15 protein-coding genes are annotated in these 14,730 nt (G+C 49.9%); 9 read left to right on the top strand and 6 right to left on the bottom strand.

Annotation, left to right across the window (positions count from 1 at the left end):
- Positions 1-14 precede the first annotated feature (14 nt).
- Positions 15-449, top strand: coding sequence for a (2Fe-2S)-binding protein (locus tag ACTTK6_RS00635; RefSeq protein WP_094907716.1), 435 nt, complete (start codon positions 15-17; stop codon positions 447-449).
- A gap of 105 nt (positions 450-554) precedes the next feature.
- Here the strand turns inward: ACTTK6_RS00635 and ACTTK6_RS00630 are convergent, their stop codons facing one another.
- The gene (locus ACTTK6_RS00630; RefSeq protein WP_143747429.1) at positions 555-761 is read right to left on the bottom strand and encodes a hypothetical protein; all 207 of its coding nucleotides are present in this window, start codon (positions 759-761) and stop codon (positions 555-557) included.
- A gap of 747 nt (positions 762-1,508) precedes the next feature.
- Here ACTTK6_RS00630 and ACTTK6_RS00625 point away from each other — a divergent pair.
- Positions 1,509-1,937, top strand: coding sequence for a small multi-drug export protein (locus ACTTK6_RS00625; protein WP_079474867.1), 429 nt, complete (start codon positions 1,509-1,511; stop codon positions 1,935-1,937).
- Positions 1,938-1,995: 58 nt separating this feature from the next.
- Here ACTTK6_RS00625 and ACTTK6_RS00620 read toward each other — a convergent pair whose 3' ends face one another.
- From ACTTK6_RS00620 to ACTTK6_RS00610, 3 genes are all read right to left on the bottom strand, one after another.
- The gene (locus ACTTK6_RS00620) at positions 1,996-3,102 is read right to left on the bottom strand and encodes an AI-2E family transporter (RefSeq protein ID WP_079474868.1); all 1,107 of its coding nucleotides are present in this window, start codon (positions 3,100-3,102) and stop codon (positions 1,996-1,998) included.
- Positions 3,103-3,272: 170 nt separating this feature from the next.
- Positions 3,273-4,397: an ABC transporter ATP-binding protein gene (locus ACTTK6_RS00615; protein WP_462832332.1), complete on the bottom strand. Its 1,125-nt coding sequence runs from the start codon at positions 4,395-4,397 to the stop codon at positions 3,273-3,275.
- 519 nt (positions 4,398-4,916) lie between these two features.
- Positions 4,917-5,651 carry an SDR family oxidoreductase gene (locus ACTTK6_RS00610; protein WP_079474870.1) on the bottom strand — a complete coding sequence of 245 codons (735 nt, stop codon included), beginning with the start codon at positions 5,649-5,651 and terminating at the stop codon, positions 4,917-4,919.
- A 143-nt stretch (positions 5,652-5,794) separates the two neighbouring features.
- Between ACTTK6_RS00610 and ACTTK6_RS00605 the strand changes: the two genes are divergently transcribed.
- The 5 genes from ACTTK6_RS00605 to ACTTK6_RS00585 are packed head-to-tail and all read left to right on the top strand — an operon-like array spanning position 5,795 to position 10,384.
- Positions 5,795-6,469 carry a GntR family transcriptional regulator gene (locus ACTTK6_RS00605; RefSeq protein ID WP_462832331.1) on the top strand — a complete coding sequence of 225 codons (675 nt, stop codon included), beginning with the start codon at positions 5,795-5,797 and terminating at the stop codon, positions 6,467-6,469.
- Positions 6,462-7,646 carry an amidase gene (locus ACTTK6_RS00600; protein WP_462832330.1) on the top strand — a complete coding sequence of 395 codons (1,185 nt, stop codon included), beginning with the start codon at positions 6,462-6,464 and terminating at the stop codon, positions 7,644-7,646. Before ACTTK6_RS00605 ends, ACTTK6_RS00600 begins: the two co-directional genes overlap by 8 nt.
- A gap of 15 nt (positions 7,647-7,661) precedes the next feature.
- The gene (gene ggt, locus ACTTK6_RS00595) at positions 7,662-9,275 is read left to right on the top strand and encodes a gamma-glutamyltransferase (protein WP_462832329.1); all 1,614 of its coding nucleotides are present in this window, start codon (positions 7,662-7,664) and stop codon (positions 9,273-9,275) included.
- A gap of 24 nt (positions 9,276-9,299) precedes the next feature.
- Complete coding sequence (locus ACTTK6_RS00590) at positions 9,300-9,857, top strand: chromate transporter (RefSeq protein ID WP_094907568.1); 558 nt, start codon at positions 9,300-9,302, stop codon at positions 9,855-9,857.
- Positions 9,854-10,384: a chromate transporter gene (locus ACTTK6_RS00585; protein ID WP_462832328.1), complete on the top strand. Its 531-nt coding sequence runs from the start codon at positions 9,854-9,856 to the stop codon at positions 10,382-10,384. The genes ACTTK6_RS00590 and ACTTK6_RS00585 overlap by 4 nt, the downstream gene beginning before the upstream one ends.
- Here ACTTK6_RS00585 and ACTTK6_RS00580 read toward each other — a convergent pair.
- Positions 10,376-11,008, bottom strand: coding sequence for a class I SAM-dependent methyltransferase (locus ACTTK6_RS00580; protein ID WP_462832327.1), 633 nt, complete (start codon positions 11,006-11,008; stop codon positions 10,376-10,378). The genes ACTTK6_RS00585 and ACTTK6_RS00580 overlap by 9 nt on opposite strands.
- A 48-nt stretch (positions 11,009-11,056) precedes the next feature.
- On the bottom strand, positions 11,057-12,022 hold the full coding sequence (manA, locus tag ACTTK6_RS00575) for a mannose-6-phosphate isomerase, class I (RefSeq protein WP_462832326.1): 966 nt from the start codon (positions 12,020-12,022) through the stop codon (positions 11,057-11,059).
- A 373-nt stretch (positions 12,023-12,395) separates the two neighbouring features.
- Between manA and ACTTK6_RS00570 the strand changes: the two genes are divergently transcribed.
- Together ACTTK6_RS00570 and ACTTK6_RS00565 are read left to right on the top strand one after the other, a co-directional pair.
- Positions 12,396-13,379, top strand: coding sequence for an ATP-binding cassette domain-containing protein (locus tag ACTTK6_RS00570; protein ID WP_462832325.1), 984 nt, complete (start codon positions 12,396-12,398; stop codon positions 13,377-13,379).
- Positions 13,376-14,206, top strand: a complete 831-nt coding sequence (locus ACTTK6_RS00565) for an ABC transporter permease (protein WP_094907566.1) — start codon at positions 13,376-13,378, stop codon at positions 14,204-14,206. Before ACTTK6_RS00570 ends, ACTTK6_RS00565 begins: the two co-directional genes overlap by 4 nt.
- The last annotated feature ends 524 nt before the right edge of the window (positions 14,207-14,730 follow it).

Genomic DNA, 14,730 nt, shown 5'->3' with positions numbered 1-14,730 from the left:
TTTACCTTAACGGGATGCAGGCGAGTGTTAATGCTTCTCCTCTGGCCCGGGTCGTTGATATGTTAAGGGATCAGCTGCACGAAACAGGTACGAAAATTTCCTGTGGTATCGGAAGGTGCGGTGCGTGTTCAATCTGGGTGAACGGCCAGCTCACCAGTTCATGTCTGCTGCTTGCCTATCAGGTGGAAGGAAAGGAAGTAACAACTATTGAAGGTATAGGCACAGAGGAGCGCTGTAGTATCGTGCAGGAGGCATTTATTAACGAAGGAGGCTTTCAGTGCGGCTACTGTACACCGGGAATGATCATGGCCACAGAGGCCCTGCTGAAACAAACCCCGGACCCGAGCGATGAAGAGATACGGGACGGCCTGTCGGGAAACATCTGCAGGTGTACGGGCTACAGCGGCATCATCCGGGCAGTAAAAGCAGCCGCAGCCAGACTTGCATAATAACAAGGGCCAAACGTTTCAACCCTGCAAGTACGGATTTGCTAAAACAGATAAACAAAAGCCGGCATCCCCAAGTATGCCGGCTTCCCCCTGTTATATCTCTATTTATGTTACTTTACGGAGCGGTATGACGGTTTTGTACCTGCGCGATACTTTGTCATAAGCCTGCAGAAGTCTTCGCATCACTTCCACTTTTTTCTCCGAATCGACGCCCTGATCGAGGATCGTACGGGACAGATCCATGAAGCTCTGATGCGGATCATCAGAAGATTCAAGCAATTCCACATAAAGCGTCTCATTTTTTACCGGCACTGCCATTCGCCTCCCTTAACACTTTTTACACCATTGTCGAAAGGAAAAGTTTGTTACGTATACCGTACCACGATCCAAAAACGGAAGAAATGCTAAATAAGTAACAATTCTAATTACAGATGACTGGACGCAAGAAATCTCTGGTCCAGTAAAAAAACAACAAATGTGAAGAAAGTTTGTAATATTGTTCTAAAATAAGGGCTGCAAATGCTTTAATATCAACCCTTCACTGTTTTGGAATAAAAAGAAAGACGCTAGCCATAAAATGTGTGACCGGGAAGGATGTCCTTTTTTCAAGAATAAAGGCCTATCTTTTTAGCTGAATATACAGAGGCTTTCTAGTGCATAAACAAAAAAGAAAAATACTGCCATATAAGTGATATTAAGCCATAGGAATAGTGAGAACATTAGAAAAGTATTGAATATGCATGTGAAAGGACTATTTACCTGTTTTTACTTCTTTTTCCTTGAAAAATCGTTAAAAAATAGACAATCAAAACGTTTTTTCACAAGCGATTAATCGAAAAAAGCTCTGCTGGCTAAAGTGTGTAATAAAATTACAAGTAGTTGTATATAGTAAAAGGCTTTGCAATTTTTCCGGTATCTCAAGTTATAGTTAGTTAAAAGCACATATAATGACATACAAAGAGTTAAATTGTTCTTGATAGGTTTTTTCGCTTCCCAACCGAAATAACGCGTGCTAAAATAATTTTTGTGTGAAATTTCGGTAAGGAAGGGGGAGAAATAATGGAATATATTTTGATGGCTTCATTGGCTTGGTTTATGGGGTTTTTTCCACTTTTTGAAATTTATATTGCCGTACCTGTAGCAATGGGGGCAGGCTTTGACCCGGTATCAGCTGTCCTGTGGGCGGCCGTAGGAAACTTCATGGCGGTGCCGACTGTGACGTTTTTTTACAGCCAGTTGAAACGAATCAGATTCTTTTCCAATTGGATGGAGAAGTTAGCTGCCAATCGATTCCGGGGAAATATTGAGCAGTACGGAGGATGGGTTATCCTGCTGCTGGCGCCTATTGCAGGCGTCTGGGCCATTTCCGTTATTGCCAAAGCCATCGGCATGTCAAAGCGGACATTGTTTCTCTCCACCGGTACGAGTATTGTAATCTACGGGGTTGCTATTGCGGGTTCAATGCAGCTTGGACTCGGCTGGTTTTAAAAATTACGGCGCAAAAAGCCGGCAGTTCGCAAAATAATGCGGCTGCCGGCTTTTTCAGTTAAATCATTTCTTCGCCGCGATGCTTTTTTCCGCGCCGATTTATTTTCCAAATCCAGTACAGGTTTGTTACGACCACTTTTAGGAGAGCATAAGCGGGGATGGCCAAAATTAATCCGAGAAGTCCGAACATGCTGCTTGCGAACAGCAGGACAAAAATGACGGTAACCGGATGGACTTTTAAGGCTCGGCCCATCACCTGCGGCGATATCAGGTTAGACTCAAGTTGCTGGACCACTATGACACCAAGAATAACGATAAGAGCTGTAAGAGGCGACTGGAAAAAACCAACGACCACGGCTGGTATAGTGCCGATGAAAGGACCGACGAACGGAACCAGGTTGGTCAGCATGCAGATGATACCCAGGATAAGCACGTAATCGAGGCCGATAATCCAGAAAAGAATCATGGAGAGGATCCCGACAATGAAACTGACAGTAATCTGTCCCTGAATATAGTTGGCAAGCGCCCGGTCCATGTCCTGCATAATTTTGTGAATTTCCGGACGGTGGTCGCGATCCACAAATTTCAGCATAAAGCCCGGGAGCTTGTGCCCTTCGCGCAAAATATAGAAAAGCACAAACGGAATAACAAATAGTACGACAAAAAAGCTGACAATAGCGCTTCCTACCGTCACAATGGTAGAAACTAGGGAATCGGTAATAGTGCTGGCTGAATTCTGAAGCTGAGAGCTGATTGAATCCATAGAAATATTATTTCCTTGCATAATAGGCTGGACAGCCGGATGGTTCTGGTTGTTCATAATAAAGGATTGCACTTGCTGGAAATAAACAGGGATCTGATTAATCAGCTGGTTAAACTGGCTGGCAATAATCGGTCCGATTAAATTAACTACCAGCACAATCAGGCCGATAAGCACAGCATACAAGAGCAGTATAGAGAGAGAACGGGGTATGTACTTGGAAAGAAGCACGACAAATGGACGGAACAAGTAGCTCAAAATACCAGAAATAATGACAGGAGCTGCCAGCGTTCCAATCAAAACAAACAGCGGATGAAAAATATACTCTACCTGCCGGGCCATAAAAGCAATAGCTAAAACGACTAATATTCCTAAACAGACACGAAACCATTTGTATTGGTACATGTTTTACGATCACCACTCTTTTCTTAATAAGGAATAAACGAAAATCAAGACGTTTGTACAGGTTCCCTTCATTATACAGCCGGAAACATAAAACTGGAGCCTGAATTTAAAAAAAGTATAAAAACATAAAAAAACACCTGCCCCAAATAGGACAGGTGCTGAATTTTGCTTTACTGAGTAGCAGATAGTTCTTTTAGTTCTGGCGTCAGCACTTCTTCAGTATCCGGATTAAAGAAGTGGCAGCGGTCCATGTTGAAGAAAAGGTCGAGTTTATCACCGGCCTGAATACTGCTGTTGGCGTCCACGCGGGCAATAACCTGCTTACCATTAACGCTTGTATAAAGAATCGATTCAGCCCCGTTCATTTCAGACACTTCGATATCAAGGTTCAGTTTATTTTTCGACGATGTCGTTCCGCCCATCACGTGGTGGATATCTTCCGGGCGAATCCCGAAAGTCACATTTTCATTTTCGAAGCCCTGGTCCCGCAGAATCTGCATTTTGCTTTCTGGAATTTCGAGCTTGTGTTCTCCAAGCTCAAGAATGGTGCCGTTAATTTTTCCTTCCAGGAAATTCATTGCCGGTGAGCCAATGAAACCGCCTACAAAAACGTTCGCAGGATGGTCGTATACTTCTTTAGGAGAGCCGACCTGCTGCACGACGCCGTCTTTCATAATAACGATACGGGTTGCCATGGTCATGGCCTCTGTCTGGTCGTGTGTTACATAAATTGTCGTACTGTTTAAGCGGCGGTGAAGTTTAATGATTTCTGTACGCATCTGCACACGCAGCTTTGCATCGAGGTTGGAAAGCGGCTCATCCATCAGGAATACTTTAGGGTCACGGACAATGGCACGACCAAGAGCTACACGCTGACGCTGCCCGCCGGAGAGTGCTTTTGGCTTACGGTCAAGATAATCTGTCAGCCCAAGAATATCGGCTGCATTTTTCACACGCTGATCAATGTCATCTTTTTTGAATTTACGGAGCTTCAAGCCAAAGGCCATATTGTTGTATACGTTCATGTGCGGATACAGGGCGTAGTTCTGGAATACCATTGCAATGTCGCGGTCTTTAGGAGAAACGTCGTTCACGCGTTCATCCCCGATGTATAAATCGCCATCCGTAATATCCTCGAGTCCAGCGATCATACGGAGGGTCGTGGATTTCCCGCACCCGGAAGGACCGACAAAAACGATAAATTCCTTGTCCTCGACATCAAGATTAAAATCGTCTACTGCTGTAACGTCACCATCGTATTTTTTAGTAATGTGATTCATGCGGATACCAGCCATAATATGTTCGCTCCTTTTGAAGAAGTTTATGTTATCTGGTGTTTATATTAAAGAAAACGCTTTCAGATTAATATAGACAAACTGAACAAAGTTAACGAACGAAACATTGTGCAAGGTGAATAGAAAAGCGTAGGGTGTTTGGTCACCATCTCCGACGGCTCGTCGGTTTCAGGCGGATTGAGACGAAGTCGCAAACGCTCTGAAATCACGAACGGACGGAGATGGTAACACCCGGAGCTGGACAGAAAGAAAAGCGTAGGAGCCTTGCTCAACCGCGAAAGGTACTTCCCGGACTTGCAGGGTAGCCTGCTGCCCGAAACCGGCTGGAAAGTAACCCCGAGCGGTTAGGATCCGGAGCTAGACAGAAAGAAAAATGCAGGGTGTTTATTTAGATGATGTTCGATTAAGATCGCTGCATCCTGTAGCAACATCGAACTGACCCTCGTCGTGAGGGCCCGATGTTCGATTAAAATCGCTGCATTCTGCAGGCAACACCGAGCCTCCTCTCTCGTGCGGCTCCTAGCTGCGCAGGAAGCCGCCTTCAGAATGAATGACCTGGCCGACGATCCAGTCCGCTTCGTCTGACAGCAGAAAGGCAATTGCTTTGGCTGCGTCCTCCGGCTGTCCGATTCGTCCTTTGCTGAATTTTTTCGACAGCTCTTTTTCCATGGCGGGGTCCATCCATCCGGTATTGGTCGGGCCCGGGTTAACGGCATTCACATTAATCTCATGCGGGGCAAGTTCGGCAGCCAGCGATTCGGTAAAGGCCCGCACTGCGGCTTTTGTAGAGACGTAGGCAATTTCGTTTACCATCGGGCCAAGATCCTGGCCGGAGGTCAGGTTTACAACTTTTCCGCTGATGCCAAAATCAATCCACCGCTGGGCGATTTTTGTAGTAAGCAGAAATGGCGTACGCATATTGACGTAATAATGCTGATCAAGCGACTCCCCGTCCAGGCGTTCGTAGTTGTCATTAGCAGAATAGGCGGCATTATTCACAAGCGCCGTCGGAAATAGCGGCAGTTCGTTCAGCTGGTCGATGAGCTCGTCCGGCGCTTCCGGGTTGGAGAAATCGGCTTCAATATAATAAATTTCGATGCCGAGCGTTTCGAGAGAAAGCTTGAATTCCGCCGCCCAGTCGATGTCTGAGCCCCAGGTCGTGAAAATAATATTTTCCCCGCGTTCAGCAAGCAGGCGGCAGACGGCAGCGCCGATCCCCCGGTCATGGCTTACTCCGGTTACTAGTGTTGTCATGGTATCGTCCTCCTTGAGCTTCTGTTTTTAATATGAAGGACAAGCGCGGTGAAAGTAAACCAAAAACTAGTTTGCAGAAAATGATTTTTCTGCTAGAATTATAAAAAATGTTTGTGATCACAGATCACAAAGGAGCGATTGCCGTGAATTTATCGTCCTTGCACGTGTCTACATTACGTACAGAAGTATATAAGCTGTTAAAGCAGCAGATTATTCAGGGTGAGCGAAAACCCGGACAAAAGGTAACCATCCGCCAGATCGCCCAGGATTTCGGAGTGAGTACAATGCCAGTGCGCGAGGCAATTACGACGCTGAAAACAGAGGGCTTTCTGTTTGAAGAAAAACGAAGCTTTTATGTAAGTCGTCTGTCTGCCAATGAAGTCCGGGAGCTGTTTGCTATCCGTAACAAACTCGAGGAACTGGCCGTCGGCTGGGCCTTTGAGCAGGCAGATGAAGCCGTCCTGCACAGCCTGCAGGAACGAATTGATGAAATGGACCGGTATGCCCTGGAGCCGGTGAAGTGGCGGAAGCAGAATCGTTTGTTTCATCAGGTATGGTACGAAGCGTCCCGCTCCGAGCCGCTGATGAAATCTCTCGAATACGTATGGAGCCGGATTGAGGCATATATGAACATCTATACAAACATCGAGTCGGACGTGCGTTCCATTCATACATCTCAAAAGGAACACAAGCAGATGCTGACCCTGCTGCAGGAAAATAAACGTGAAGAGCTCTTGGAGCTAAACGGGAAGCACGCTGAAAAAACAGCTGAAGCCATCATTCAGGCTATCTCCGAGGAGGATGCGGCAAATGAATAACAAGGAAGCATTTATGAATAAGGAGCTTCGGCTCGAGCCCGCCATGGGCGGAACTCTTTCTGGATATACATTTGCAGTTAAAGACGTATTCGCGATTTACGGACAGAAAACATCCGCGGGCCACCCAGAATGGCTTCAGAGCCACCCGGAGAATCCTTTTACTGCACCGGCAATTGAACGCCTGCTGCGTAGCGGGGCGGCTCTTATCGGCACAACGATCAGCGACGAATTAATGTACAGTCTGCATGGTGACAATGTCCATTACGGCATGCCGGTCAATCCGGCAGACCCGGAGGCAATTCCAGGCGGTTCCTCGAGCGGATCAGCCTCAGCGGCAGCATCCGGCAGCGTTAATTTTGCGGTTGGAACTGATACAGGAGGATCAGTGCGTGTCCCCTCGGCCTACTGTGGCCTTTACGGCATCCGTCCGACACATGGATCCGTATCGATGGAGGGCGTCGTGCCGCTCGCTCCAAGCTTTGATACGATCGGCTGGATGAGCAGGGACGCTGATGCTTTACAGCAGATTGGAAACGCGCTGCTGCCATCAGGGGACACAGAAACGCCGTACCGGACTGTCTGGTGGGAGGAAGAAGCGTGGGCAGAATACGCTGATGAATACAAGCAGGCGCTTGGAAAAGTATTTTCCGCAGTGCAGGCCCAGGCAGAAACGTTGAATGAAAACAAGCTGGCTGAAGATTCGCTCGCCGAATGGGCTGAGGTATTCCGGCTGCAGCAGGCAGTAGAGGTTGGGGAAACGCACCGGGAGTGGATCCATAAGCACCAGCCGGCCTTTGGGCCCGGTGTGCGGGAGCGTTTCGCGTTTGCCGCCGGCACCCGGCGGGAGGACTATCTCCATATATTTGCAAAACGGCAGGAAATGCAGAACGAAGTACAGCAGCGGCTCGGGCAGGACACTGTGATGGTCATCCCGACTGTCCCCGGGCCGGCACCGAAAATTCAGGCCGGGGAGAACGAGATCCAGGAAGTGCGGAAGCGCACAATGCAGCTGACTTGTATTGCCGGTATTGGCGGGCTTCCGCAGGTTACGATTCCAGTGGAACGGCCGGGAAAAGCCCCCATCTCCATTTCGATTGTAGCCAATCAGCACGATGACCGCCGGCTGCTGTCATTTGTCCAGCGAGTTGCCCGTCATCTTCAAAACATTGATTCATAAAAGGGAGCGATTACTATGATTTCATTTGATCCGCACCATCATCCTTACGCATCCTATCGCACACCAACGTACGGCAAAAAAGGCATGATTGCCACCTCGCAGCCGCTCGCTTCCCAGGTGGGGCTCGACATTCTAAAAAAAGGAGGCAATGCTGTGGATGCGGCCGTTGCTGTGGCAGCTAGCCTGACCGTGCTCGAGCCGACATCTAATGGCATCGGCGGCGACGCTTTCGCGCTTGTCTGGATGGATGGTGAGCTTCACGGCCTGAATGCCAGCGGCTATGCGCCGGAGGCACTTTCCATCGACGGAATGTATAAAGACGGCTACGATGAAATGCCAAAACGGGGCCCGGTACCTATTACCGTGCCAGGGGCGCCGGCCGCATGGGCGGAGCTGTCACGGGCATTTGGCAGGCTTCCCTTTTCTGAGTTAATCGCCCCGGCTGTTGCTTACGCTGAGGAAGGCTACCCGGTGGCTTCTACACTCGCCACGCTGTGGAATTCTGCCTTTCAAACGCTGGAAGAGGAGCTTGATCCAACTGTATTTGCCGACTGGAGCCGGATATTCGCCCCGGAAGGACGCACTCCAAAGGCAGGGGAGCTGTGGAGCTCCAGTGAGCATGCATCCACGTTAAAGGAAATTGCTGACACAAAGGCAGAATCTTTTTACCGCGGGGACCTGGCGAAAAAAATGGACGCTTACCTGAAAGAACAGGGCGGCTATCTGCGCTCCAAGGACCTGGCGTTGTACAAGCCGGAATGGGTGGAGCCGATTTCGGTTCATTACAAAGGCTATGACGTTTGGGAAATGCCGCCGAACGGCCAGGGCATTGTTGCTTTAATGGCCTTGAACATCTTAAAAGGATATAACTTTCAGGAGCGCGACAGCATCAATACTTTTCACCATCAGATGGAGGCGATGAAGCTTGCGTTTGTGGATGGGAAGAAATACGTTGCCCAGCCGGAGGCCATGTCCCGGACTACTGAAGAGCTGCTTGCAGATACTTACGGAGATGCCCGGCGAAGTGAAATTGGAGACGAAGCGAAGGTTCCTGAAGCAGGGGACCCATACAGCGGCGGGACGGTGTACCTCGCGACCGCAGATGGGGAAGGCAATATGGTATCGTTTATCCAAAGCAATTACATGGGGTTCGGCTCGGGGATGGTCGTGCCGGGGACCGGTATCGCTCTGCACAACCGGGCGCATAATTTTTCCATGGATGAAAAGCATGCCAATGGGCTGATGCCCGGCAAGCGGCCGTATCATACCATCATTCCCGGCTTTTTGACGAAAGGAAGCGAAGCTGTTGGCCCGTTTGGAGTCATGGGGGAATTCATGCAGCCCCAGGGCCACATGCAAATGATCATGAATACCATTGATTTCGGTCTTCATCCGCAGGCTGCCCTGGACGCTCCGCGGTGGCAGTGGAAGCGGGAAACCCTGATCACCGTGGAGCCTGAGTTTTCTGCGGCGACCGCCCAGGCGCTGAGCCGGAAAGGCCATACGGTAAAAATAGAAACAGAGTCTTCAAGCTTTGGCCGCGGCCAGATTATTTGGAGAGACCCGGAAACCGGAGTCCTCTGTGGGGGCAGTGAATCACGCACAGACGGCAGCATAGCTGCCTGGTAATAAAGAGAGAAGAGGTGGAAAGAGATGCAGTGGAAAATTTTTCTGGCCTTTTTCCGGGTCGGTATTTTTGGCTACGGAGGGGGACCGGCGTCGATTCCGCTTGTACAAAAAGAAGTGGTGGAGCACTACGGATGGATGAGTGCTGAAGAATTCGGCGATACGCTTGCGATTGCCAATACGCTCCCGGGGCCGATCGTCACCAAGCTTGCCGGTTATATCGGCTACAGCCGGGGCGGCGTTCTCGGGGCGCTGAACGGAGCGACAGCAATCGTTGCTCCCACCGCGCTGTTAATGATTTTGTTTTTCAGCATTTTGTCGCAGTACCGCGATTCCTCGTGGGTAAACGGACTCGCCAACGGAGTGCTCCCGGTGGTGACGGTGCTGATGGGAGTACTGACGTGGGGATTTATTAAAAAATCCGGAAGTGACCTGGGCTGGGGAAAAACGATTCTTTTTATTATCGGAGCCGCTGTAGTACTGGGAGTCTTCGGTGTGCATCCGGCGATCATCATCGCCGTGCTTCTGATTGCCGCGCTCATGCAGAAGGATGCTGCTAAACGAGAGGAGGATGCCTCCGCATGATTTACTTAGAGGTTTTTATGGCATTTTTTATTCCAGGCATTCTTGGCTACGGGGGCGGACCGGCGTCTATTCCACTTATTCAGCACGAGGTGGTGAATCGGTACGAATGGATGAGTGTGAGTGAATTCAGTGAAGTACTGGCTATCAGTAACGCCCTGCCCGGGCCGATTGCCACAAAAATGGCCGGCTACATCGGGTATGAAGTCGCGGGGTGGCCGGGGCTCGCTGCCGGCCTGTTCGCCACTGTCGCTCCCTCGCTAATTTTAATGGTGGTGCTTATGGGCTTTTTGTACAAATACCGGAACTCGCCAAAGGTAAAACGGCTCACTGCCTATGTCCGCCCGGTCATCGGTGTGCTGCTGGGTATTTTAACGCTGCAGTTTTTCACCAGCGCCTGGAATGGTGCTGGCGGCTGGCAGACAGCCGGGATGCTTGTGGCAAGCTACCTGCTGCTTGAAAAAACGAAGCTGCACCCCGCATTGGTTATTGTTTTTGCTATCATATACGGCATGTTGTTTTTAGGATGACGGTCCTGAAGGGAGGCCGGCCTGCATGGAAAGCAGGAACCCTTGCAAATAAGCATCCGTGTGGGTAATGCTCCATCCAGCCTGCTCAATATACGAACGCGTGGGACGATCAAGATGGCAGCCGTCGCAAAAATGCTTCCATACCGGTGTTATACTGCGCTGCAGCCGGGCTACAGCAGGATGGGCCATCTGGACGTGCTCAAGAAAGTAGGCTGTGGCGCCAGGTTTACATACTCGCTTCAATTCCTGCAGCACCCGGACCGGATCTTCCACAGAGCAGAGCACGAGCGTACAGACGACGCTGTCAAAGGAGTTGTCCTCGAAAGGCAGTCGTTCAGCCGAAGCGCCGAGCGTGCGAATCGAGACGTGTGCGTGTAGCTGCGCAGGGAGAGACAGCAGGCGCATCCGGTCATTTGGCTCAATGGCTGTTACTTTGGTGGCTGCCCGGTAGTAAGGAAAACTTGCGCCGGGGCCGGATCCGATTTCGAGGACGTGGCCGTTCAGGGACGGAAGATGCTTCTGCCGGAGCGCATGGAGGAAATGCTTTTCCACCGGCTGCATGATCGGAGTATACAGTAGAGGGAATACGTTCATGGTATCGCCGCCAATCTTTGTTTTTTCCATTATAACAAAACCACCTTCCGGCACGCAGAAGGTGGTTTTTTGTACTTATCAGGATTGAAGCGAAGCATTCGGATGGGAGACGATGCAGGTTACATTGCCGTCAATCGTAAAGTCGGTCACGTGATTCGGGACGAGAAAATGATCACCTTTTTGGATGGGCGCGTTGTCGACCAGGTTATCGACTGTACCACTGCCCTCAATGACGCTGCAGAGCAGAAATGGTGCTTCGCACGTGAAGGAAGCTGTACCGTGTACATCCCATTTGTAAACGGAAAAGTAGTCTTCTTCCACAAATGTGGTGACTTCTGCCTCACCGTCAGATTCCATGGAAGGCTCCACCTTGGCATCTTCGTGAGGAAACTGCGTAACGTCGAGCGCCTGCTGCAGATGAAGATCCCGCTTGTTTCCTTCACTGTCGGTCCGGTCATAGTCATAGACGCGGTAAGTGACATCTGAGTTCTGCTGGGTTTCCAGAATTAGCACGCTTTCGCCAATGGCATGCATCGTGCCACTTGGTACATAAACAAAATCACCGGGTTTTACCGGGACCTTCCGTAAAAAAGCTTCCCATTCGCCGGCGGCGATGAGTTCGGTGGCCTCCGAGCGGCTGTCGGCATTGTGGCCGAGTATAAGCTCGGCATCTTCATTGCAGTCAATCACGTACCAACACTCGGTCTTTCCGTATTCGCCGTTTTCGTTAGCGGCGGCGTACTGGTTATCAGGATGCACCTGCACCGAGAGATCCGTAGCCGCATCAAGGATTTTTGTTAGCAACGGGAAACGGTCGCCTTTAAGTGAACCGAACCACTCCCTTTTGTCCTGCCAGAGATCCATGAGTGTTTTACCCGCATAGGAGCCGTTTGCTACGACACTTGAACCATTTTGATGGGCGGCAAATACCCAGGCTTCGCCGGTCGAAGATGAGGGGATATCGTAGTGAAACTGGGTATGTAATTTATCTCCGCCCCAGATACGTTCCTGAAAAATTGGTTGAAAAAAGATAAATTGATCCATAGTCAGCCTCCGTTTGTAGTTATGTCTCTCTTGTTTAATATGACAAAGAGACGGGTGCTTTGCAATTCCTGCGTAATTGTTTCATGAAAATTCCTGTGTAAACTTTTGCCGGCTTCAGCGGAAATGCCTGCGGCAGCCTATTTTATTATAGGATATAGTGAAGATACAGAAAACGGGAGGATGCCTGGTTTGGGTTGGCACTAAGGCAGAAAGCAGGAACAAAGCCGTAGGAACGTTTTTGGAAAAACATCCATGACAAAAAAATGCGAACATATGTTTTTATAGCAATCGAAAAGAAGTCCGGGCAGGGGGGCAGTGCTATGATAATAAGAAAGGAGAGAGCCTGCAGATAACAAATAAGGAGGAGACAGTAATGGATAATAAAGCCGGTGAGCTCCGAATGGCTGTAGTAGTCAAAGGCTTGGTGAAAACGTTTGGAACCACGCGGGCATTAGACGGTGTCGATTTGAAGGTGCCGGCTGGAACAGTGTACGGCGTACTCGGCCCGAACGGGGCAGGGAAAACGACAGTCATCCGGGTGCTTGCAACGCTTCTTCAGCCAAGCGGGGGCCGGGCAGAGGTATTCGGTTACGACGTAGTGGGAGGGGCAGCGCACATTCGCAAGCGAATCAGTATGACCGGACAGTTTGCTTCCGTGGATAAGGATTTATCCGGTATGGAAAACCTTCATTTAATCGGGCGGCTGATGGGTTTTACACGAGCGCAGGCAAAAGCAAGGGCGTACGAGCTGCTCCGGGCTTTCGGGCTTGAAGAAGCAGCGAAAAAGCAGGTAAAGCAATATTCCGGCGGGATGCAGCGCCGCATAGACATTGCTGCAAGTATTGTCGTAACGCCGGATCTGCTATTTTTAGACGAGCCAACGACAGGCCTTGATCCAAGAAGCCGCAATCAGGTTTGGGATATTATACGGATGCTTGTGGACACAGGCACCACGGTACTTTTAACGACCCAGTATTTAGATGAAGCAGACCAGCTGGCAGACCGGATCGCAGTAGTTGATCAGGGGAAGGTAATTGCAGAGGGCACAAGCGGCGAACTAAAGGCGTCAGTAGGGGTGGGTAAGCTGCATGTCCGTCTTCAGGATCCCGGGCAGCGGTCGCTCGCTGCTCAACTGTTGCAGCAGAAGCTTGGGACAGCTGTGGATTATTCCTTTAACGGATCGGGATTGACGGCCCAGGTTGCAGAGAACAGCCTGGCAGTACAAATACTCGATGAATTAAATAAAGCCGGTGTCGCTGTTTCGGATTTTTCCGTAGGCAAACCGAGCCTGGATGAAGTATTTCTTACGCTGACTGGACGCTCAGCCGAAGAGGAAGAAGTGGAGGCGGAAGGATGAATAAAAAACAGGTTCCTTTTAACCAGCAGGATGCTCTCCGTGCCGCAGTTTCGACCAGTGAACGTCCAAAAAACGCAGGCCCGGTCTCGGCGTCACTGACCTTTGGCGGCAGAATGCTTCTGAAAATCAAATATGTGCCCGAGCAGCTGTTTGATATTACTGCTTTTCCAATTATCTTCCTGCTTATGTTCACCTATTTATTTGGCGGGGCCCTTGCCGGATCGACGGAAGCCTATCTGCAGTTTGTGCTGCCGGGAGTGCTGGTATTGACCGTCGTTAGCATTACGATGTACACAGGCATCGAATTAAACAACGATATTACCAAAGGTATATTCGACCGTTTCCGGACCCTGCCGGTCTGGAGGCCATCCGTTCTTGTCGGGGCGCTGCTCGTGGATCTTGTGAGGTATTCGATTGCGTCTGCGATTATGCTTACGCTCGGCTTTATCCTTGGCTTCCGGCCGGAGGGCGGGCTGGTCGGTGTTCTGCTGGGCGTAGGCATACTGCTCGTATTTGCTTTCAGCATTTCCTGGATTTGGACGACGCTTGGCCTCGTGATGAGGTCGGAAAAATCACTGATGGGAGCAAGCATGATGGTTTTGTTTCCGTTAACTTTTATCAGTAATGTGTTTGTAGATCCCGATACAATGCCGAGCTGGCTTCAGCCGATTGTGGAGAACAACCCGGTATCGTTTCTTGTCGTGGCTGTCCGCGGATTTATGGGCGGAGACCCCGCCTTTGCCGAGGTCGGTTGGGTGTTCGTAGGTTCATTTCTATTAGTGCTTGTGTTTGCCCCTCTGACTATGTATTTGTACTATAAAAAGTAGAAGGACTAGGTTCTCCGAAGGAGAGTGAGTTCGGCGAAGATGCCTGAGCCGGACTTCCATAAAGCATGCCTCCACTTTTTTAACTGTCCAGCTTCGAATGTTACCGACTGTGGTCCGTTCAGCGTTATGACTGGTGGTCATAAGAATAATCGTTTTTCGAATCCAGTTTCGGCATGCAGCCGTTCAAGCCGTTGGCTTCATCCTGATGTCATCGTCTGGCGACGACTTCCCTCAGGCTTACGCCAGCCGGTTGGGGCTCTCCGAAGGAGAGTCAGTTCGGCGAAGATGCCTGAGCCGGACTTCCATAAAGCATGCCTCCACTTTTTTTATAAAAATTTTCTTTTGACATTTTGCTGACACACAAACCACTTATAGTAATAAATGTAGAGGCCGCCACGGCTTAAAACACTTCCGCGCCGCACCATGACCAACTTCCTTAGAAAGCGGAGTGAAAGCCGGCTTCTGATACAGTTGCCACGTAAACGGCATCGAATCACCGTTTTCTTCCGCCCTGTATTTGCTGC

This window comes from Marinococcus salis (assembly GCF_054971365.1).
This window is presented reverse-complemented; position numbering and strand designations above follow the sequence as displayed.